Raw genomic sequence first — 21957 nt, forward strand, 5'->3', positions numbered from 1 at the left:
TAAATATTTATTATGTGGAAGTAAGAATCCATGCTTTTGGTGGTTAAATGGAGAATAAGGACAATAGGAGAATAAAAAAAATATGTGTAATTGGGTTAGGATATATTGGATTACCAACTGCTTCTATGCTTGCAAACCATGGATACTACGTAGTAGGTGTGGATGTCGACAGGGAACGGATAAGGAGGATAAAAAACGGAAATTTAAATATAAAGGAACCTGGGTTGAAAACTCTCGTAAGTGGTGCCATAAACTCTGGAAATTTAAAGGTAAAAACTACACCTGAAAACGCAGATGCATATATAGTATGTGTACCTACACCTGTAAAGTGGGAAAATAACTCTCCAAAGTGTAATCTTTCTTACATCTATAGTGCTATAGAAAGTATAAAACCGTATCTACGTGATAGGAATTTAATAATTATAGAGAGTACAGTACCTCCAAAAACTACGGAAAGAATATACAGGTATCTCAACGATGGAAGAAAAATATACATGGCTTACTGTCCTGAGAGAGTGCTGCCCGGTAAGATATTGAAGGAACTTGTAGAGAATGACAGGATTATTGGAGGAGTAAATAAAGAGTCTGCAGAGTTGGCCAGGGAGATATACTCATCCTTCGTAGATGGAAATATATATTTAACTGACTCCACCACTGCAGAGATGGTAAAACTTATGGAGAATACATACAGAGATGTAAATATAGCCTTGGCAAATGAATTCGCGAAAATATGTGAAGAGATAAATGTAAATGTATGGGAAGCCATAGATCTCGCCAATAAACATCCAAGGGTGAATATACTGAATCCCGGGCCTGGCGTAGGTGGACACTGTATAAGTGTAGATCCCTGGTTCATAGTGGAAATATCTAAGAATGCAAAACTTATAAGGTGTGCACGGGAGTTAAATAACAGTATGCCTTACTACGTCTGTGATCTTGTGTTTAAGGAACTTAAGAGGAGAGAGATAGAGAACCCAAAGGTTGCTATATTCGGAGTTGCCTACAAGGGAAATGTGGAAGATACAAGAGAAAGTCCTGGAAAGAATATAATAGAATGTCTCACCTCTAAGGGCGTCTCTGTTTCCATATACGATCCCTATGTAAAAACCTTTGAGTATCCTCTGGAGAGTTTAAAGGAATGTGTCACTAAAGGAGATGTTATCTTGGTGATAACAGATCATGAGGATTTTAAAAATTTCAAAGAAGAGGAGATTAGAGAAATATATGATCTGATGAGAAATAAGATAGTAATAGATACGAGAAATATACTCAAACATGATCTCTGGAGGAAGGTTGGTTTCTATGTTAAGTTGTTGGGAGATGGGAAATAAAGCTATAATTAGACAACGTCTCATAAAAATTATTATAAAAATAATACTGAGGTAAAAAAATAATTAGAAAAGAAAAATATAAAAAATGCATACTTCTGATCATTGGAAAATAGAAGTATTCTTTGCAATTATCTCCTGTTCTCTAGGATCTCCAATAAAAATAAAAAGATTTTCTTAAAATACCTAAAGAATAAAAGAGATAAAAACCAAATTGACCTTTATATCAGAGTACTAGAGAAGTAGAGTAAGATTTCTGTTGATCTTTTTTATTATTTTTTATTCTAATTTTTAATAATTAATTTATTATACTTTTGAATATTTAGGGGAGGAGAGCCCTCTCTAGCTGGAATGGCATTATTAAATAAGTAGAAGGTTTTTATAATTTTATATAATTTTATATAGAGAATGTTTTAATTATAATTAAACATAATAATAAAAACCGAGGGATACGATGTTATACGTGGTAGGACATAAGAATCCAGACACTGACAGTATATGCTCTGCCATAGTTTTAGCGTACTTCTTAGATGGAGTTCCTGCAAGGTTAGGAGGTGTAAATCCAGAAACCCAGTTTGTATTGAAGAGATTTGGAGTTATGGAACCTGAATTAATAAGATCTGCAGAAGGTAAAGAAATATTCTTGGTGGATCACAGTGAGAAATCCCAAACCTTAGAAGATTTAGAGAAGGGGAAACTTGTAGGTATTCTGGATCATCACAAAATAGGTATAACGACATCGGAACCTATCATATATCTTGCAAAACCTGTGGGATCTACTGCTACATTAATAGGAGAACTCTACTTTAAAAATACGTTGGATATTATAGGAGGAAAGAATAAGGAGTTAAAACCTGATTTAGCAGGGCTACTACTCTCTGCAATCCTCTCAGATACAGTTCTCTTTAAATCTCCAACTACCACGGATATAGATAGGAAGATAGGGAAAAAACTTGCAGAGATTTCTGGAATAGAGGACATACAAACCTACGGTATGGAGTTACTTAAGGCAAAATCTACAGTAGGTAAGATGGCTCCCGAAGAGATCGTTAAATTGGATTACAAGGAGTTCAACTTCAACGGTAGAAAGGTAGGTATTGGGCAGGTTGAAGTGATAGATATTGGGGAGATTCAGGAGAAGAAGGAGAAGATATATAGGATCCTCGAAGAGAAACTTAAAGAGGGTTACGATCTAATCCTGTTCCTTATAACTGATATAATGAAAGAAGGTAGTGAAGTGTTAGTTGTAGGTAATAAGGAGGCATTTGAGAGAGCCTTCAATGTAAATTTGGAAGGGAAGAGCATATACTTAGAAGGTGTTATGTCCAGGAAGAAACAAGTAGTCCCTCCATTGGAGAAGTACTATAAGGAGATCTCCAATAAAAAATAATAAAAAGATAATTAAAGAAAAAATAAGACAATAAATATAAAAATAAAAAAAGCAAAATAAGTTCTTATTCCCAGATTATATGATATAGTGGAAAAGTACGTGAAATTCCTGTTAAATCTCTTCCTATCTTTTTCTATTTTTTTCTTAGTTATTATTTTTATACTTTAAAAATTATGTTCTTGGTTTAATAATAATGATAAAAATGTTAAGGATTATAATAATTACAAAAAATAAGAAAAGGTTTTAAAAAAATAAAAAAATAATAAACCCAAATACAAGATTTTAAAGGGAGGAGATTAAGAAAATAATATTCTGAATATTCTCATACAACTGTTGATATTACAGCAGGGATTCCTTAATATCTTTGTATCCGGTGTTTATAGATATATTTTGGAATGTTTAATGGTTTTATTTTGTTTTTATTTGTATATTATAATAGATTTCATAAAATTTTTAATCACTATTTTTAATGGAGACTGGAGACTAAGTTTTATTTTTATTATATTGTATCATAACTATACTATGTCGAAATGGAGTTATTAGTTTGTCCAAATTTATTTAAGAGATTACATAACCTTTCAAAATCCTCCTCCCTATGTTCCACATTTATACTTACTCTTATCCTCTCAAGTCCTTTAGGTACAGAAGGATATCTGATTCCTGGAGCAAATATTCCATTTTTAATTAGATACTCTGAGATTTCCATAGTCCTCTTCCCCAATATTATGGGGTATATAGGCGTTAAATTGTCCTCCTTAATAAGGTTATATCTCTTAAATATCCTATTTGTACTCCTTATATTCTCCTGTAACATCTTAGTTAAATATCCTTCCTCTATCAACTCTAAACTCCTAAGAACTCCAGAGACTACTGGAGGAGGCAGTGCAGTTGAATATATGAAACTCCTGGAAGTATTTATCAGATACTCTACTACTTCTTCTATTCCACATACAAAGCCCCCCAACCCTCCAAAGGCCTTGGAGAGGGTGCCTATCTGGATGATGTTATCTGAAGGTTTTATGTTGAAATGTTTCAAGGTGCCCCTACCTCCACCTAATACCCCCGTACCATGAGCGTCATCTACTATTACTACACCGTTGTACTCCTCAGCAACCTTCTTTATATCCCTTAGTGGTGCAATATCTCCATCCATGGAGAACACTCCATCAGTAACAATGAATATATTGTTGTATCTTCTTCCTTTCTTCTCCAAGATATCTACTAAACTCTCTATATTACAGTGTTCGTATACCTCTACATCTGCTCTACTTAACCTACACCCATCTATTATAGAGGCATGGTTTAACCTATCACTTAGAATCAAATCCCCTTTTTTACAGAGGGAACTTATAACTCCCACGTTTGTAGAGTATCCAGTAGGGTATACTAAGGCTCTTTCTGTCTCCTTGAAGTCTGCCAATCTCTCTTCTAAAATCTCATGGTTTATATTTCCAGAAGTTAATCTGGATCCTGTAGAACCTAAACCGTATTTCAGCCCCTCCTTTACAGCCTCTATTACCTCAGGATGTTTTGAAAGACAGAGATAGTCATTTGAGGAGAAGTCTAAAATGTTTCTATCTTTTTTTCTTAGAAATCTGTATAAGCCGTTTCTCTTAATAATCCCCAATTCGTCCCTTAGTTTTAGCCTAAACATACTTTCACACATTTAAATTATGAAAAAAGATACTGTAAAAAATAAAAAGAGAGTAAATACGCCCTGTATTACATATTACTTTTTTCCGGAGTGCCTTTGGGATCTTGAAAGGCTAATTCCTATCGTTAACATGAGCCTGTCCATTCGTGAAGTTTTAAACTGATTATGTGATTAAATGTCCTTACTGTCTAAATCCACTTCACTACCGTAGGGTAATAGGGCTAGATTATAGATTTATTATTTTTAATTTTTTGTTTTTATTATTTTTTTAGATATTTTTAAGATTTAAAATGTTAAAAACCCCTATTTAGACATTTGAAAATATCAATTTATTATATCGTCATAACTATAATTGAAATCAGGATTCTATCTGATCTTTTTACGGAGAGGTGATACCTTGACAGAGGTTGTTAATATTGCACCATCTACCAGGCATGAAGGACATGCTAAGTTGATACTTGAAGTTGATGAAAAAGGTATAGTGAGTAGGGCCTACTACATAAATACTACTCCAGTTAGGGGTTTTGAAACGATGTTAGTAGGGAGACCTGCTGAATTTGCCCCAATTGCAGTCATGAGAATATGTGGTATATGCCAAACTACCCATGGTATAGCCTCATGTAGTGCAATTGAAGACGCTATCGGTTGTGAAGTACCAGAGGATGGACTTCTGTTAAGGGAGTTAGTAGGATTAGGAAATAGAATGCATTCCCATCTACTACACCACTTACTAACCCTTGAGGACTTTATAAAACCTGATGAAGAAGATCTAAAGATTGATACTATAAAACTTATCCAGAGGATGAGAAAGGTTGGACAGTTGATAGTGGATATTGTAGGAGGCGAAGGTATTCATCCTCCAAATATTGTGATAGGTGGTATGAGGACAAACATCTCTGAAAGAGCTAAGGCAAAGTTATACTATGCGTTGAAACAGTATGAAAAGGATGCCCATATGATGTACGAGATATATGTAGAATTAATAGAAAGATACTTGGAAGAAGTTGGTATTCCAGATTTAGGATCCCACGACTACCCTTACATAGCATCACATACCACCTACGGAGATAAATATGCTATAAACTGGGATAGTGTTGTAGAGATACCTCCCCACAGATACTATAAAGATATCAAGATCGCAGAGAGTACTTCGGTAATGATACCTCTCTACGAAGGAGTTCCTGCTGAAGGGGGACCAAGAGCTAGGTTAGTTAAATTTGGGAACTTTAAATCTGGAGGAAGTGTAATGGATATAAACATTGCAAGGGCCAAAGAAAATTTAGGAGCAGTATATAGAGCCATCGAGATACTCGATGAGTTAAATATAAATGGAAAGACTAGAACAACACCTGAGTACAGAGATGGCTTTGGAATAGGAGTACATGAGGCACCTAGGGCTACAAATACCCACTTTGCAGAAGTTGGAAAAGATGGGAGGATTAAATCTTATAAAATTATAGCTGCATCAACCTGGAACTTCCCCGTAGTTGAGAAGGCTATTGAGGGCTATCCTCACCAATACGCAGAAGTTATAATGCGTGCTTACGATATATGAGCATCATGTGCAACCCATGTAATTGTTAAAGATGATGAAAGCAAGGAGATAATAGAGATAAGGAAGATTTAAGACTCGAGGGGAACCATCTCTGGACCCGAGAGTCAAGATAAAGGTAATAACATGGAGGAGTTAAATCCATCTTACTTTAAGGATATAATGGTTTTAGGTTGTGGGAATATCCTATTTGGAGACGACGGTTTCGGTTTTCATGTCATCGAGAAACTTAAAGATCTATTAACTGAGGAGGAGAAGAAAAGAGTAGCCCTTGTAGATGCTGGTACGGGGGCACCACAACAGGTACTCTCCCTTATAGATGAGACTACAAAGACAAAAAAGATAATTGTTGTGGATATTATAGATTACAATCTAAAACCTGGAGAAATAAAGATATTGAAAAAGGAGGATCTACCAGATCCTAAGCATTCTCGATTGGATATACACAATTGGCCCTTGGCAGGTATCTTAAAAGAGGTATGTGAGAAGTATAACATAGACATCCTTGTGGTAGGCTGTCAGGGGAAGTATATACCAAAACCTGATGTATATATTGGACTTAGTAAAGAGGTTGAGAAGGGGGTTGATAAAGCTGTGGAAATAATTCTAAAGGAGATAAGAAACAACAGCAGAGAGGGATATGATGGAAGATAAAAGAATAACTGTAGCACATGTGCAGTTAAGTAGTTGCTGTGGATGTTTAATATCCTTAACAGATACCTACGAGAAACTTCTAGACGTCCTAAATAGTGTAGATCTTGTATACTGTCAGACACTGATAGATGTAAGGGAGATTCCTAATGCTGATGTTATATTGGTGGAAGGTGCTGTATGTCTCGATGATCACCACGCCATGGAAATAGTAAAGGAAGTTAGAGAGAAGGGGAAGATAGTAGTTGCATTAGGTGCATGTGCAGCAGTAGGAGGTATTACAAGATTCTGTAAAGGGGGACAGATGCCTAAGCCCGTCCAAAGCTCTTTTTCTCCACTGACAGAGGTAATAAAGTGTGATCTTGCTATACCAGGATGTCCTCCATCCCCAGAGTTGATAACAAATGTTATCACTGCAGTTATAGAAGGAAACACTGAATATTTAAAACCCTTTGCTAAATATGGGGAGAAGAAACATGAGGCTTGTGGATGTGATCTTATAATTAACGTTATAAACAAATCCCTGTGTATGGGATGTGGTACCTGTGTAGCTTCCTGTCCAACAAGAGCCATAGAGATGGTTGATGGGAGACCATTGGTCTCCTCTCAACTATGTATAAAGTGTGGAGCATGTTCCTTCCAATGTCCTAGAATAGGGATTTAAATATAATATTTTATAGGTGATTCCATGGAACCTCTCGGAAGTTATAAAAGTATAATATCAGCAAGAGCTACAGATAGTAGAATACTCAAAAGATCCCAGGATGGAGGTATAGTATCTGCAGTATTCATATATGGATTGGAGAATAGCATTTTAGATGGAGTTATTGTAGCAGATAAGGAAAAGAACTTTAAACCGGTCCCAAAGGTTGCTACTACACCTGAGGAGGTGTTAAAGGCAGCAGGTACTAAATACACAGTATGTCCGAATCTCAGTGTATTAAAAAGTGCTATAAGGGAGTACGGTTGTGAAAGGATCGGAGTAGTCGGCACCCCTTGTCAGATTATATCTTTAAGGAAGGCCCTTAAATATCCCGTAGGGTTTCGACATCTGGTAGATAAAGTTGCACTACTTCTAGGCATATTCTGTATGGAAAACTTCCCATATATGGGGATGAAGACTATAGTGGAGGAACTCTGTGGTGTAAAGTTGGAAGATGTAGTTAAGATGGATATTGGAAAGGGTAAATTCTGGGTATACACTAAATGGGGGGATACGAAATCTGTTAAACTGAAAAAAACCCATCCCTATGAACAGACTTCCTGTCATGTATGTACAGACTATACTGCAGAGTTGGCAGATATTTCAACAGGTTCAGTAGGTAGTCCAGATGGCTGGAGTACAGTACTCATAAGAAGTGAAAAGGGAGAAGAGCTTATTAATAGAATGATAGAAGAAGGTTATCTGGAAACTAAACCTATAGATGAAGGTAAGTTTGGATTAGGTATACTTAAAAAACTAGCACTAACTAAGAAGGAGAAAAATATGAAAAGAGATAGAGCATAGAAAAGAGTTAGGATTACCTGTACCTATTATCGAATAATAACATTAACTATTTTTTTAAAGTTATAATGATTATTAAAATTTTAAAATTTATTATTATAATTTATTATTGTATGGTAATATATGCTTAGTGTATGTATACATACCGATTAAAGTTAAATAGAAAAAATATTTATACGGCAATAGGTTTCCTAATGCCTATTGGATCTATAGTTGCTTGTAAATTTTTATTGGAATTTATTTACATACTCTAAAGTCCCAAATGGTTATTATTAGAGCATTTTAAAATAAGTTATATCTCCCTTAAATTCATTGAAGGTATTTTTTTAATATCTAATGTAAACAACTATACGTTATTATTTAGAAATATTCGAAAAACTATCAAAATAAAAACAGTTCAAAGTACCCCTTGTACTAACTGAAATAGTAAAATATGATTTAGCAAAACTATGGAAAATTTATAAAAGTAAGGGAAAGGGGTAACGATGAATATATTTCTCTTTGAATACGCCGTAGGAAGTAACGAAGATGTAGATCTTCATATACTGCAAGAGGGTAAGTTGATGTTCGACAGATTGTTAGAAGATTTTCTAAATAACAACTTCACTGTCATCACTGTTGTTGGTGAGAGGCATACACAATACTACAGGGATAGGGATAATCTGAAAGTGTACATCCAGAGAGATTCTAACGTAATGGGAACAGTAGAAGAAGTGTTAAATAGGGAAAAAATAGATAGTGCCCTTGTAATTGCACCTGAGTGTGATGGATTGCTTTACAGACTGACTAAATTGATCGAAGAAGAAGATATCTTAAATTTAGGTTCCCACAGTGAAGGTGTGAAAATATGTGGAAATAAATATCTAACCTATGAGAAGATAAAAAATATTGTTAAAACTCCTAAAACTTTACCTCCAAAGAGATACATAGTAAAGAAAATAGACGGTTGCGGTGGTTCCAATCAACTGATAATCCCTGAGAATCACATAATTCAGGAATACATAGAAGGGGAACCTTATTCCACAAGTTTCATAGTGGGAGACAAATTCTATCCACTATCCTTGAATAAACAGTATTATAGAGATGGGAGATACATAGGAGGAGAGATCAATATATCTCATCCCCTAAAAGATAGGATAATAGAGGAGTCGATGAAGGCTCTGGAGGAGATAGAAGGTTTAAATGGGTATGTAGGTGTGGATATCTTATTGGACGGAGATACTATATATATTCTCGAGATAAATCCCAGAATAACTACATCTATAGTAGGTATATACACCACTCCTCCAATCTCACAGCTATTAGTAGATAATGCCAAGGGAAAGGATCTTAGATACACTATAATGGGAAGTAGGAGGATCACTATAGATCTCCAGAGTTCCCATTAAAAACGATATAAAAAACATTTTATAGATAATAAATAATAAAAAAGAATAGAATAAATATAAAATAAAAAGATTTTTAATAAATAAAAACCTCTATCTAGATACGTCTTTCTTCTACTTCCGAAGAGTGAAGGAAAAAAGAATTCCTAACGTCTATCTAACTACAAACTCTGGGACATGCTTTATACTATATACAGAATTTTCTTATCTTATCTCCATATTAAGAAAACATCTAGGGATATTATAATTATATTATTTTTATTTTTGATCAACTACTTTTGAGGGAAACTGAGGTATAATTATGTAATTTATCAGGATTTTTGATGAGATATAAACGTAAATTTGTGATAATATGAAGTTTCTAATACTGATGATAACTAACAACTGTAATTTAAAGTGTATCTACTGCTATAGGAAAGATAACACAGGTAAAAAAGAGATGAGATTCAAAACTGCTAAAAATGCCATAGATTATATCCTAAAGAAGGATGATAAATTAAAGATCCAATTTACGGGAGGGGAACCTCTATTAAATTTCAAATTAATTGAAAGAATTGTAGATTACTGTAAGGATCAATATCCGGACAAAAATATAACCTACGCTGTCCAAACCAACGGAACTTTACTGGATAAAGAAATTATAGAGAAGATTAAAGAGTTGGATATAAAAGTTGGGGTAAGTTTAGATACTATAGATCCTAAAGATACTATCTTAAGACCATACAGGAATGGGAGACCTTCCACCTTGGATACCTTAAAAGGTATGTATCTCTTGAGGGAGAACAAAGTACCCTTTGGAGTTACAACTGTAGTGACCAATAAAAACCTCCCACACCTTCAGGATCTCGTGTATTACCTCATCTCCATAGGTGTGAGGAGTATAAGTTTTGATCTGTTGAAACCTAAGAAGAGAGAACACTTCTCACTGATGCCAGAAGAGGAAGAATTCAGAAAAGTTTTAGAGAAGATGAAGGATCTTCCCATATATATAAAGAATTTAAGAAAAAGGCCTGAGAATAAATACTGCTATCTAAACAGTGGAGATCTTCTTTTTGTCAGTGAAATCGGAAACATTTATCCCTGTCCCACCTTAGAGGGCTACTTCTACGGAGGAAACATTAACAGTGGAAAAGATATTAAACTATTTAAAGTTAAATGTAACTACTGTTTTGCCAGAAGTTATCTAATTAGAAGGATTGCTAACTACCTTTCCTAACGGTATTTAGATATATCCATTATTTTATTTTGTTCCATCATAACCGAAAAGTTTATATAGGAGATATAATTATTGCCATATAGGATATCCTTAACTGAGTATTGTGCCAGGGTAGTCTAGTCTGGCGAGGCGGCGGACTGCAGATCCGCTTTAGGAGGGTTCAAATCCCTCCCCTGGCTCCATTTTTTTTGTAGATATTATATTTATATATTCAAATATATCAGTAAAATATAGATAAGTTATTAAATATTTAGATACCATATTTTAAATTTATTAATAGATGTCTCCATAATTCCAAAACGATAATTTTTTATATAATTTCTATAAAGAATATTGATAGTTAAAAAATAAGGTGATATTATGAAGATTGCCATATTGGGAGCAGGGTGTTATAGAACTCATGCCGCTTCAGGAATTACAAACTTTGCAAGAGCTGTAGAAGTGGCAAATAAAGTGAATAAACCTGAGATTGCACTAACTCACTCTTCAGTTACCTACGGAGCTGAATTGTTGCACCTTGTCCCAGAGGTAGATGAAGTCATACTCTCAGATCCATGTTTCTCTGAAGATCCAGGCCTCGTTATAATAGATGAATTTGACCCACAAGAAGTTATAGAGGCACATTTATCTGGAGATCCTGAAAAGATAATGCCTGCCATTAGAAAGGCTGTAATGGAGAAGGCCAAGGAACTTCCAAAACCACCAAAGGCCTGTATCCATTTAGTACATCCGGAGGATGTAGGGTTAAAGACAACCTCGGATGATAGGGAAGCAGTAAGTGATGCAGATATTGTAATAACCTGGTTACCAAAGGGGAAGAGTCAGCCAGGAATAATTGAAAAATTCGTAGATGCAATAAAGGAAGGGGCTATAGTAACACATGCCTGTACTATCCCAACTCCAAAGTTTGCTAAAATATTCAAGGATGCTGGAAGGGAAGACCTAAATATTACATCATATCACCCAGGAGCAGTACCTGAGATGAAGGGACAGGTATTCTTGGCAGAAGGATTTGCATCTGAAGAGGCATTAGAGAAACTTTACAACATAGCAAAGATTGCAAGGGGTAGTGCCTACAGATTACCTGCAAATCTCATAAGCCCAGTGTGTGATATGGGTTCAGCAGTTACTGCCACAGTATACGCAGTATTGTTGGCATATAGAGAAGCTGTTACAAAGATACTTGGGGCACCTGCAGACTTTGCCCAGATGATGGCAGATGAAGCTATCACTCAGATACTGGAGTTGATGAGGAAAGAAGGTATAGATAAGATGGAGGAAAAGTTAAACCCCAAGGCTCTAACAGGTACAGCAGACAGTATGTGCTTTGGACCTCTTTCAGATATATTGCCCAATGCATTGAAGGTTCTTGAGAAGTACGGAAAGGATTAATTAGATAACCTCTAACTTTTTTCTTTTTTTAGTTAATAATTATAACTCCGTTCCTATTAAGAAATCTTATAAAAATAGTTAATTATTATAAAAATAATAAATACAAATATAAAAACAGAATTTTCATTAAATCTTACTTATTGAACTTTTGACATATTATTTTTTTTAAGATATTTTTAAGAACTTAAGATATTATATACCTATCTACAATTTTTTCAACTTCTCTATACACCTCGTTATTCTCGTCTATGTTAAATAAAGGTATCCCCAAAAGATCATACTTGGCTATTTCTTCACTGTAGGGTAGCTTTGCAATTAACTTGAGTCCAAGTTCCCTGGCGTATCTCTCTACCATTTCTGAAGTTTTCTCATTAACCTTGTTAGCTACTACATAGATATTTTTAAATTTGATATCTAACTCTTCTGCCAACTTTTTTATCCTCTTTGCAGTTCCAAGCCCTCTCTTAGATGCATCAGTCACCACTATCATAGTATCTACATTCTGAGTCGTCCTCCTACTTAGGTGTTCCAGTCCAGCCTCAGTATCTATCACTACGTAGTCGTAGGATGTTGATAGGTTATCTATTATCTGTCTTAACCAGTTATTTATACTACAGTAACACCCACTACCTTCCGGCCTTCCCATAACTAACAAGTCGTAGTTGTCAGTCTCCACTATTATCTCGTATATCTTTCCCATAAGGTACTCCTGTTTAGATATACCTGGCGGTAACTTATTCCCTTCTGCCAACTTCTTCAACTCCTCCCTTATATCACCTATGGTTCTCTCAACTTCTACACCAAGGGTTTCTGGAAGGTTAGAGTCTGGATCTGCATCTATAACAAGTAGATTTTTACTCCTTTTAGATAGTGCTTTTACAAGGAACGTGGAAAACATGGTTTTCCCAGTTCCACCCTTCCCACTCACAGCGATTATCTTTGTCAATATATCACCAAGGGAATTTAAAATATATATCATTTCCAATGATAACGAGTACTTATGTATCTACACAAAAGATTTATATTTGTTACAAATATTATCTTACTATATTGAATTTTTTAATTATTTTAAATTTATATATAGGGATTTATATGTATGACCAAATGTCTCAAAAAGATCTCTTACAACTTTTCCTTGAATATTACAAACAAGACTGGAAGAAAAGATCTGAAGCTGCTAGGATATTGGGATATATTAATGATCAGGAACTAATAGAAAAATTAACTCCATATATCGTCGAGTTAGCCTTAGATACAAATAGATTCATTAGAGTAAACCTCGCCCACTCCTTAAAGAAAATAGTGTTGGAATACAATATTATAAATGAAGATATTTTTGTTCTCTTATACATTTGGGCTAATTCTCCAATTGCTGTACTCTCAGAAATGGCTAGGAGAATTGTATCATCCTTAGATATACACGTGATATCAAAATATGTAATCTCCCTGTCTTTGAAGTTGTACTCTTCAGAACCTATAAAAGTGTTATATGCGCTATTCAGTATAGGGTTTATATCCACTGTAAACCCTGAATATATCATAAACACATTACCTGAGATAATAACCACTGCCTGTGGACATAGGTACAAACTTATACAGTTACTTGCCCTTGAGATATTGGAAGAATTAGTAGACATAAAAAAAGAGCATTTAGTATCTAACTTTGCACCTGTCTACAGAGTATATATATGGACTGTATACAAGAAGGAGGGTTTACAATTTAAGAAAGGAAGTGTTGAGTATATTCTCTCTAAGTACTTTAAAAAACACCTGACAAAGGATGATGTTACAGACTTAATCTACGATTTGATACAACTTCAAACACCACGTAAAAAGATTATTTTACTGTTGATGTACACCCACTTCAAGCCTCTCAGGGAGTTGTTAAATGAAGATGAAAACCTCGGTAAGGTACTACTGGAGGAAGTTCTAAACAATATAGAAAGTGACAACTTTATCGTCAAACTCTCTGCAATACTACTCTTCTCAAAAATCATAACTGTAGAAAAAGTTTATAAAAATTTAAGTAAAAATGATATTGACAATTTCTTTAAGGTGATAGAAGATAGTTTAGTTAAGGGAAATTATCTCCTCAAAGGATTTTCCCTTGAGGCACTGTGCAATCTTGTGAAATGGAGCAATTCCCAATATATTCTGAAGAAGGTAGAGGAAGTGATTGATAAGGTTGATATGGAGAAGGTTATGAGTGAGGGTTATCTGTGCTATTACAACGGAGTATGTATATTGTTAAAGTTAAACAGAGAGTGTCCTTCAACTAAGAGTTCTCCCTATTTCGACAGAAGTGTAATAGAAGAAGTGTCTTCCTTAGGAATGGACGACTTTAGACACTTAATACTAAATATAACAACATCTGTAAAAAGATCAGTATGGATATGTGGTTGGCTAGATAGGTTCTACTCTGGAAAATATTTAGGTAATCTGCTCCATGTAAAACCTGAATACTGTACCAAAGTTTTAAACGATGTAAAATATCTGACACACGATAACTACTTTATGGTTAGAAACTTAGGAATCTGGATACTGAGGACCATAGTTCAATTAGGCATTTCCCTTCCAGAAGACTTAATAATAGATACTCTCGTTCTATTTGACGATAGGTTTTCTCAATGTAGGTTAGAATACATGTTATTTTGGAAAACAGTTTTGGAAAAATCCCCTAACTTACTAGATAATGAAATTATATGTGGAGAAATCGCTTACGAGTTGATAGCAAAATATCTAAATGATGGACATATAATACTGAGAGAGGCATATCTAGATATATTAGAGAAGAGTGGCATAATTGAGAAATATCCTGTACTTAAATATTTTAAAGACTATTATACTATCTCTGAAGAAGAGAAAAAAGAGGTATTTAAAAGATACTGGAAATTTAAGGAGTTAAGGAAGGCAATAGCAGTAGCTATTAAATTGAAATTGAAAGAATTTATTAAAAATAAAAAATATAATGCCATAAGAGAATATTTGGATATGATATCTCAGATGGAGATTCACAGGGAAATATTCTACATGTTATATGAGCTCATTTTACTGAAACATATGGGATTTAAAGAAGCAGGGAATATAATAAACAATATCAGGGATAAACATCCTACCATCCCCTACTACTTAGAGAAAAGATTATTCTTCAATATAAATGAACCTATAATCATTATTAGGAGTTATAAGCTTAAAAGACTGCTGGCAATGGTTAAAGAGGGGTTCTACATAAGTTACGATCTAGTGAACAAAGTCAAAGAGGTAGCAATATATGAACATGTCTGCGGGGAAAATACTGAAATAGCATTAAAAATTCTATCTGAGATAAATGATGAGGAATGTAAATCTATCGTTAAGGAAAAATTGGAGTTAATGAAATATATAAAGGAGAAACCGATAGTCAAAAATAAAAAGTTAAAGGAGATGGACTGGAGAGAAGTCTGTCTTATGATAGAGTATCTACCAACTGAAGGAAAACTGATAATATCAGGCGACTACGACTTGGAAGATCTCTTAAATAAAATGATGGATATTTTAGAGAAGGAGGATAAAATTATTGTAAAAATTAAAATTCTGGATTACCTAATAAATGAGATTTACGAAAATGAAGAACTGTTGAATATGTTGCTAAGTAATAGAAATCTATTCAAGATTATCTACAATCTTTGTTCAGACAACAAACATCTTCTACTATTTAAGAGGGCGGTGATATTACTGGAGGAGTTAGCATCTGTAGAGGAGGGATGGTTGGAGAGAAATATTATAGAATACTACAAAGAAGGAGTAGAATATAAAAAACCCCTAAGATATTTACTCTATATGTTATCTGAAAATATACCACTGTATTTCAAATTAGAGATCTTAAGGGCAGTAAAAAAGACGATAAAATACAGAGTAGAACAGTGTAAGAAACTCTGTGTAGACATCCGTAAAATGTTAGAAGAGGGAAAGATTACAAAAGAAGAGATCCTATCTAAGTATAAGGATATTATGGGAATTCATGCCATAACTTCACCTAACTCCATAATATGTCAAAATATGGATAATGCATTAATAATAGTATGCACTATATTCTCGGGGGATATAAAGAAACAACCGTGGATCCTCATCAAGAATGCACTAGATATTTTACTTCTAATGTGTGATTATGTACTGTCAGATGAGAATATTGTAAGTACTGTGATAAAAAAGTTGTTAGAATACTACGAAGTATTGAAGGACGAGGAAATAATCTATCTATATCTGTATATAAGAAAACTTTTAGAGAGGAGTAACTACAATATTGAGAAGTTAGGAGAAGAGTATCTAAGGAGATATGAAGAACTTAAGAGGCGTGTACTTGTATAAAAAATTGCTGTGGAAGTCTTTTTATGGTAAATATTAAAATAGATACTAAAAATATAGCCTGGATATGTAGAAAATGTGGAAGGTGTTGCTACGATCCTCCTACTGTAACTAAGAAAGATATTGGTAACATATGTGGATATTTAAAAATTGCCTTTAAAGAGTTTGTAAAGAGATATGTAGATCACTTCAATGGTACTGTAGGAGAATTGCGGCGGATTAAAAAGAAGTGTATATTTCTAAAAGACAACAAATGTTCCATATATCCCGCAAGGCCCTTAATCTGTAGATTACGCCCCTACTCCATCCAGGAGATAGATGGCCAGTTGGTGCTAACCTACGACAGTTGGTTTTTAGAGAAATGCCCAGGACTGTTCGTAGGAGACATCCCAGTTGAAGAAGAATATATAAGGTATGGATTATTGGTAGCTAAATACCTTGGCATTGAGAGGAGAACTCCCAAGGATGCCTTTAAATCTATTAGATATAAAAAGATATAAAAAATAGCATATACCAATGATGAGAGACTTACACTGATTTATGATGATCCGTATGAGCTCTGAGGTATAGAAATAAATTATACTCTTTCAATAACCAACATACCACTGCCTAAAACCTTATATCTAAAATCGTATCCCATTTTTTCCAAGGAGTCTAATATTTCTTTCTTCGATAGATACCTTTTAAAAAACTTGTTCAATCTGTTATAGAATTCAAATAGCTCCACATTTACATCTTTGGCTAAATCTGTGAAGAATTCCTCTGCAATGAATAACTTGCCTCCTGGACACAGGGCGTCCATCATCTTTTTAAGGAATATCCTCGGCGAGGAAACGTACTTTAAGGTATATGTACAGATGACGTAATCGTATTTGTTTTTAATTATTGCATCATGGAAGTCTATATTTTTCAATACTATGTTTCCAAAGTTCCACTTTTTGGTTCTAATTTCAGCCATTTTTAATAGGTTCTTTGAGATATCTATACCTGTATACCATCCTCTTGGAGATATCTTGGAAGCATAAAACTCAGGAGATCTAGACCCGCAACCTACATCTAACACATGATCCCCGTTGTCTAAATTTAAGAACTTGGCTACTACATTTCTACAAGATTTCATATAAGAGGTATTCAATATAATATCCCATATATCTGCATCCTTTATAAAGTTTAGCCATATCTTAGGGTGGTTATACCCTATAAGAGCATACTTGGAAAGTTTAGTCATGTAGTCGTAGTTTATAGAATAATCTTCCATAAATTTATCATACTCTGGATGTCTTATAGTTATCTCCTTGTCCATATTTAACTCCAAAGTACCGTCGTCATTTTGATACACTATCTCCAGGCTAATCGCTGTTTTTATATAGTTGTTGAGGAAGTCACTGTTCGGATATCCTAAGAGAGTGTTTACTTCCTCTATTTTCGGTTTATACTTACTAATTATCCCGTATATTCCGAAGTCCATCCCCTGTCTAAAGAATGCTACCAGGAGTTCACTGCTTAAATATTTAATTGTAAAGTCCATAGATTCAATAAGTTTATTTATGTTATCTGTCTGATATTCGTATTCGTAGTTACTTCTTTCGAGTATTCCCTGAACATCGTAGTTGTAATCGATACTCATAAACCTCACCATTTACTTATTTTATCGTAATCCTTTAAATACTCTACGACGTTTCTTCCATACTCGGTAATGGTATAGATCTTCATTCCGTTTTCATCGATACATTTTACTAAACCTAACTCAATCAAGGAGTAATGACCGTTATACCTTGTACTCATTCCCTTCAGACATCCTAACACGTTACTTGGATCTGATTTTACCCACCTCGAGAGTTCAGATAGATAAACCCCTTGGGGATATATTTTATATAAGAAGAACAATATTTTCTTTCTCAACTTACTTTTATTCAACGATCTTATAATAGTGGGATTTATAAAAATCATGTCTCGTTTTGTCATAGAGGACACCCTGTATAAACAGTAAAATCTATACTCATCCTATTATTCCTATATATCTAAAATTCCAGTTTTTATATTTTATATTTATATTATTATATTATTATATTTTATTTCATATTATCCAATAAAAATTTTTATGGTTATATAAAATTTATCTTTATTATATCAGTTTCATCACCTTGTTGTAGATATCTACGGTACTCTTAGCAACAGCTTCCCAACTATATTTACTATACACATTCCTTTTTGCATTCTTTACTATCCATTCCCTAAGACCTTCATCAGATAGAACCCTATCTATCCCCCATGCAATAGAGTTAGGATCCTGAGGATATACTGTTATACCGTTATACTCGTGTTGGATTATCTCCTTCAATCCTCCAATTCCACTTGCAACAACTGGAGTTCCTGCAGCCATTGATTCCAAAGCCACTATTCCAAAAGGTTCATACACGGATGGTATAACTGTTACATCGGCAGACTTATAAAGCTTTTTAAGCATATCCCCATTGACAAAACCTAGAAATATTATCTTATCTCTACACCCTAACTGAAAAGCTAAATTCTCCAGATATCCCCTCATATCTCCAGAACCTGCTATAACTACCTTAGAGTTGGGATATTTTTCAAGTACCTTGGGTACTGCCCTTATGAGATACTCCACCCCTTTCTGATAAACCAGCCTTCCAACGAAAAGTATCATTTTTTCATCAGGTTTAACCCCAATACTCATCTTAAACTTTTCTTTTTCCCTCTCATCCATGTAGATATCAAACTCTTCTGGATTGATACCGTTATAGATTACATTTACTTTATCCCACGGTACCTGGAATAAAGAACAAATCTCTTCCTTAATGGAATGGCTTACAGTTATTATCGCATGGGATTCATAGGTACTCCACCACTCCAACTCGTTTATAACCTTGGAATCTTCGGAGTAAATACCACCACATCTACCTCTCTCTGTACTATGTATAGATTGAATGTAAGGCTTATTTAGTAGATGTTTTACACTACTACCAACTGTATAGGTCATCCAGTCGTGGCAGTGAATAACATCGTAGTTATCAATTCCTAAGAGTCCTAATTTTTTCTCAAGGGCGCTTCCCATCAAGAGAACCCACGTTAAAAAATGTCGATGTTTTATAGGTCTAACTCTGTAGACATTGACACCATTTATATTTTCATACTCTGGTAAATCGTAACCAACTGTAATAACATCCACACTGTGTCCAATTTTAACTAAAGCTTCAGCCAGTCCTTTACAATGTACTGATAATCCTCCTACCATTATGGGGGGGTACTCCCAAGTAACTATAGCCACCCTCACGTTGTCCCTTCTTTATTATTTTATTATTAATATTATTAATACTCAACATAAAAATTTTCTGATTGTAATAGATATTATGGTTATTATTATTTTTTTTATTTTTTTATTATTATTTTTTTTAATAGTGTTAGTGAATACAATTTCAAGGAGATATATATGGAAAAAAAGCTAAAGAATATTCTACAAGATCTATCAGAGAAGAGAATCTCAGTTAAAGAGGCTGAAACTCTTTTAAAGATCTACCAGATTGAAGAGATAGAGGGTAGAATTAAATTAGATATCTTCAGAGAGTTGAGATCAGGTATTCCAGAAGTGGTGTATGCTAAAAATAAAGACTTCGATGATGTAATTTTGGTGTTGAAGAGATCTGCAGAAGAGAAGGGGATAGCACTTGCAACAAAGGTTAGAAGAGAACATATACTAAAATTGGAAAGAGAAAAAGAAGATATTACAAAAAATCTGAATATTCAGGACTATGAATTTATTGTAAACCATAAGGCCTGCACTATAGTACTTAAAAGGAGAGGTTATAAACAGAAAATCCATGGAAAAATAGGTCTCTTAGCTGCAGGTACAAGTGATATACCAATAGCAGAAGAGGTTAAAGTTACAGGTGGGTTCTTAGGTTGTAAAGTTATACACTCCTACGACGTAGGTATAGCTGGTATCCACAGACTCTTTGAGCCTTTAAAGAGGATGATCGAAGAAGATGTATGTTGTATTGTAGTAGTTGCAGGGATGGAAGGAACCCTACCTTCTGTGGTGGCAAGTTTAGTGGATATCCCTGTAATCGGCGTCCCTGTGTCAGTGGGATATGGAGTTGGAAAAGATGGTAAGGCTGCTCTCTACTCTATGCTAACATCCTGTGTTCCAGGACTGGTAGTGGTGAATATAGACAACGGCTTTGGTGCAGCATCCTTCGCTGCACTACTGGCAAGGAAGGTTTATAAACCTTAATTCCTCTCAAAAGTAATAAAAATCCTAATAAAAATTAATAAAATAACAGTAATTAAATATATAATATATAAGGATTTCACTTCCCAATGGTAAGTATAAGTTCCCTTATTATCTTTGCAGCTGCGATAGAGGTAATACTATTTACATCACAGGGTGGAGACACCTCTACAACATCGAAACCTACTATTTTATCCCTTAGATCCCTAAAAAGATAAAGGGTACTTATCAGCTCCTTAGTAGAATATCCACAAGGTTCAGGAGTGCCAGTCCCGGGGGCGTAGGCTGGATCTAATACATCTATATCTATGGTGATATAAATATACTTATCTAAGGATTTTATCTCTTTAATATCCTCTTCCTTCGGTAACCTACTGAATATATTTGTATTCTTCCAGGCAAATTCCCATTCGTCTTTATCTCCACTTCTAATACCAAATTGATATATATCTTTTGTAATCTCATAACATCTCCTTATAACCGAGGCGTGGGAGTATTTATTTCCTAGATACTCCTCCCTTAGATCGCAGTGGGCATCAAAATGGATAAGCACTATATCCTTATAGACCTCTTTTGAAGATTTAACGAGGGGATACGTAGTAGAGTGATCACCCCCTATCATTACCACCTTCTTTCCATCCCTCATAATCTCAAGAGTAGCTCTATAGATTCTATTTAGGATCTCCCTTTGATCCCCCTCTATTATAATGTTGTTTAAATCTGAGATTTTTACATCTGCTAGATCTCTTCTTAGATGTGGACTGTAGGTTTCTAACACCCAGGAGGCTTTCCTAACTTCGTCTGGTCCAAATCTTGCCCCAGGTTTATAGGTAGTTGTGCCGTCGTATGGCACTCCAAATATAGCAAATTCACACTCCTGGTAGTCAGAATAGGCACATAGATACCTATAACACTCCTCGAAGTAGATGTTCTCACCTTATTTATTAAATTTATTAATTATTCATCAGCTATTAACAAACCTCAATAATTAAGTATCAGATTATATTAAAAAATAAGATAAAAAATAAGGAAAAGGTTTAAAATAAAAATAGAGTTTTTCAATTATCCTGCTAGTAAGAATTTTTCATTATTTTATTCTCGTTATAGCTCTAATAGTGTTTTTTAACATATATATATTTACTATATTTCTTTAAACTGTCACTTTGATGGAACTCTCACCGATCTCACACCTTTCAGGGTAACAACTGTAGTTACATAATTTTATGGTTATTATTATTTTTAATAATTTTTTAATTTATGATATTTAAGATAGTTATTTTTTTATTAAAATC

General features: G+C 34.3%; 17 protein-coding genes, 1 tRNA gene and 1 pseudogene. 13 read left to right on the top strand and 6 right to left on the bottom strand.

The window, feature by feature from the left end:
* Window positions 1-47 precede the first annotated feature (47 nt).
* Both MHHB_RS05285 and MHHB_RS05290 read left to right on the top strand, forming a co-directional pair.
* Complete coding sequence (locus tag MHHB_RS05285) at window positions 48-1331, top strand: nucleotide sugar dehydrogenase (protein ID WP_131007625.1); 1284 nt, start codon at window positions 48-50, stop codon at window positions 1329-1331.
* 451 nt (window positions 1332-1782) lie between these two features.
* Window positions 1783-2718 carry a manganese-dependent inorganic pyrophosphatase gene (locus MHHB_RS05290; RefSeq protein WP_131007626.1) on the top strand — a complete coding sequence of 312 codons (936 nt, stop codon included), beginning with the start codon at window positions 1783-1785 and terminating at the stop codon, window positions 2716-2718.
* 520 nt (window positions 2719-3238) lie between these two features.
* Here the strand turns inward: MHHB_RS05290 and bioF are convergent.
* Complete coding sequence (gene bioF / locus MHHB_RS05295) at window positions 3239-4372, bottom strand: 8-amino-7-oxononanoate synthase (protein ID WP_131007627.1); 1134 nt, start codon at window positions 4370-4372, stop codon at window positions 3239-3241.
* Window positions 4373-4769: 397 nt separating this feature from the next.
* On the opposite strand from bioF, the gene frhA reads away from it, so the two are divergent.
* The 8 genes and pseudogenes from frhA (at window position 4770) to hmd (ending at window position 12072) form a co-directional block, all read left to right on the top strand.
* Window positions 4770-5999 (top strand): coenzyme F420 hydrogenase subunit alpha, encoded by a 1230-nt coding sequence (gene frhA, locus MHHB_RS05300; protein WP_131007628.1) that lies wholly within the window; start codon window positions 4770-4772, stop codon window positions 5997-5999.
* 51 nt (window positions 6000-6050) lie between these two features.
* Entirely contained in the window at window positions 6051-6578 is a 528-nt protein-coding gene (frhD, locus tag MHHB_RS05305) for a coenzyme F420-reducing hydrogenase, FrhD protein (protein WP_131007629.1), read from the top strand.
* Window positions 6568-7239 carry a coenzyme F420 hydrogenase subunit gamma gene (gene frhG / locus MHHB_RS05310; RefSeq protein WP_131007630.1) on the top strand — a complete coding sequence of 224 codons (672 nt, stop codon included), beginning with the start codon at window positions 6568-6570 and terminating at the stop codon, window positions 7237-7239. The genes frhD and frhG overlap by 11 nt, the downstream gene beginning before the upstream one ends.
* A gap of 24 nt (window positions 7240-7263) precedes the next feature.
* Window positions 7264-8119, top strand: a pseudogene (gene frhB / locus MHHB_RS05315) (coenzyme F420 hydrogenase subunit beta).
* A 445-nt stretch (window positions 8120-8564) separates the two neighbouring features.
* Window positions 8565-9467, top strand: coding sequence for a tyramine--L-glutamate ligase (gene mfnD, locus MHHB_RS05320; protein ID WP_131007631.1), 903 nt, complete (start codon window positions 8565-8567; stop codon window positions 9465-9467).
* A 349-nt stretch (window positions 9468-9816) separates the two neighbouring features.
* Window positions 9817-10680, top strand: coding sequence for a radical SAM protein (locus MHHB_RS05325; RefSeq protein ID WP_131007632.1), 864 nt, complete (start codon window positions 9817-9819; stop codon window positions 10678-10680).
* Window positions 10681-10785: 105 nt separating this feature from the next.
* Window positions 10786-10862 (top strand) — tRNA-Cys (locus MHHB_RS05330).
* 178 nt (window positions 10863-11040) lie between these two features.
* Window positions 11041-12072: a 5,10-methenyltetrahydromethanopterin hydrogenase gene (gene hmd, locus MHHB_RS05335; RefSeq protein ID WP_131007633.1), complete on the top strand. Its 1032-nt coding sequence runs from the start codon at window positions 11041-11043 to the stop codon at window positions 12070-12072.
* A 184-nt stretch (window positions 12073-12256) separates the two neighbouring features.
* On the opposite strand, the gene MHHB_RS05340 is transcribed toward hmd, so the two are convergent.
* Entirely contained in the window at window positions 12257-13018 is a 762-nt protein-coding gene (locus MHHB_RS05340; RefSeq protein WP_229701931.1) for an ATP-binding protein, read from the bottom strand.
* Window positions 13019-13164: 146 nt separating this feature from the next.
* Between MHHB_RS05340 and MHHB_RS05345 the strand changes: the two genes are divergently transcribed.
* The gene (locus tag MHHB_RS05345) at window positions 13165-16419 is read left to right on the top strand and encodes a HEAT repeat domain-containing protein (protein ID WP_131007635.1); all 3255 of its coding nucleotides are present in this window, start codon (window positions 13165-13167) and stop codon (window positions 16417-16419) included.
* Between the two features lie 23 nt (window positions 16420-16442).
* Window positions 16443-16916, top strand: coding sequence for a YkgJ family cysteine cluster protein (locus MHHB_RS05350; RefSeq protein WP_131007636.1), 474 nt, complete (start codon window positions 16443-16445; stop codon window positions 16914-16916).
* 77 nt (window positions 16917-16993) lie between these two features.
* Here MHHB_RS05350 and MHHB_RS05355 read toward each other — a convergent pair whose 3' ends face one another.
* The 3 genes from MHHB_RS05355 to MHHB_RS05365 all read right to left on the bottom strand — a co-directional run bounded on the left by MHHB_RS05355 (window position 16994) and on the right by MHHB_RS05365 (window position 19711).
* Complete coding sequence (locus MHHB_RS05355) at window positions 16994-18043, bottom strand: class I SAM-dependent methyltransferase (RefSeq protein WP_131007637.1); 1050 nt, start codon at window positions 18041-18043, stop codon at window positions 16994-16996.
* A gap of 5 nt (window positions 18044-18048) precedes the next feature.
* Window positions 18049-18381, bottom strand: coding sequence for a helix-turn-helix domain-containing protein (locus MHHB_RS05360; protein ID WP_229701932.1), 333 nt, complete (start codon window positions 18379-18381; stop codon window positions 18049-18051).
* A 160-nt stretch (window positions 18382-18541) separates the two neighbouring features.
* Window positions 18542-19711: a glycosyltransferase family 4 protein gene (locus tag MHHB_RS05365; RefSeq protein WP_131007638.1), complete on the bottom strand. Its 1170-nt coding sequence runs from the start codon at window positions 19709-19711 to the stop codon at window positions 18542-18544.
* 156 nt (window positions 19712-19867) lie between these two features.
* On the opposite strand from MHHB_RS05365, the gene larB reads away from it, so the two are divergent.
* The gene (larB, locus tag MHHB_RS05370; protein ID WP_131007639.1) at window positions 19868-20668 is read left to right on the top strand and encodes a nickel pincer cofactor biosynthesis protein LarB; all 801 of its coding nucleotides are present in this window, start codon (window positions 19868-19870) and stop codon (window positions 20666-20668) included.
* Between the two features lie 76 nt (window positions 20669-20744).
* Here larB and speB read toward each other — a convergent pair whose 3' ends face one another.
* Window positions 20745-21593, bottom strand: a complete 849-nt coding sequence (gene speB / locus MHHB_RS05375; protein WP_131007640.1) for an agmatinase — start codon at window positions 21591-21593, stop codon at window positions 20745-20747.
* Window positions 21594-21957 lie beyond the last annotated feature (364 nt).

Source organism: Methanofervidicoccus abyssi (genome assembly GCF_004310395.1).
Classification (GTDB): Archaea; AGJL01; Methanococci; order Methanococcales; family Methanococcaceae; genus Methanofervidicoccus; species Methanofervidicoccus abyssi.

Bases quoted from the DNA above. Each gene is read 5' to 3' on its own strand.
- MHHB_RS05285 (WP_131007625.1), top strand. From the start codon at position 48: ATGGAGAATAAGGACAATAGGAGAATAAAAAAAATATGTGTAATTGGG.
- MHHB_RS05290 (WP_131007626.1), top strand. From the start codon at position 1,783: ATGTTATACGTGGTAGGACATAAGAATCCAGACACTGACAGTATATGC.
- bioF (WP_131007627.1), bottom strand. From the start codon at position 4,372: ATGTTTAGGCTAAAACTAAGGGACGAATTGGGGATTATTAAGAGAAAC.
- frhD (WP_131007629.1), top strand. From the start codon at position 6,051: ATGGAGGAGTTAAATCCATCTTACTTTAAGGATATAATGGTTTTAGGT.
- frhG (WP_131007630.1), top strand. From the start codon at position 6,568: ATGGAAGATAAAAGAATAACTGTAGCACATGTGCAGTTAAGTAGTTGC.
- mfnD (WP_131007631.1), top strand. From the start codon at position 8,565: ATGAATATATTTCTCTTTGAATACGCCGTAGGAAGTAACGAAGATGTA.
- MHHB_RS05325 (WP_131007632.1), top strand. From the start codon at position 9,817: ATGAAGTTTCTAATACTGATGATAACTAACAACTGTAATTTAAAGTGT.
- hmd (WP_131007633.1), top strand. From the start codon at position 11,041: ATGAAGATTGCCATATTGGGAGCAGGGTGTTATAGAACTCATGCCGCT.
- MHHB_RS05345 (WP_131007635.1), top strand. From the start codon at position 13,165: ATGTATGACCAAATGTCTCAAAAAGATCTCTTACAACTTTTCCTTGAA.
- MHHB_RS05350 (WP_131007636.1), top strand. From the start codon at position 16,443: ATGGTAAATATTAAAATAGATACTAAAAATATAGCCTGGATATGTAGA.
- MHHB_RS05355 (WP_131007637.1), bottom strand. From the start codon at position 18,043: ATGAGTATCGATTACAACTACGATGTTCAGGGAATACTCGAAAGAAGT.
- MHHB_RS05360 (WP_229701932.1), bottom strand. From the start codon at position 18,381: ATGACAAAACGAGACATGATTTTTATAAATCCCACTATTATAAGATCG.
- larB (WP_131007639.1), top strand. From the start codon at position 19,868: ATGGAAAAAAAGCTAAAGAATATTCTACAAGATCTATCAGAGAAGAGA.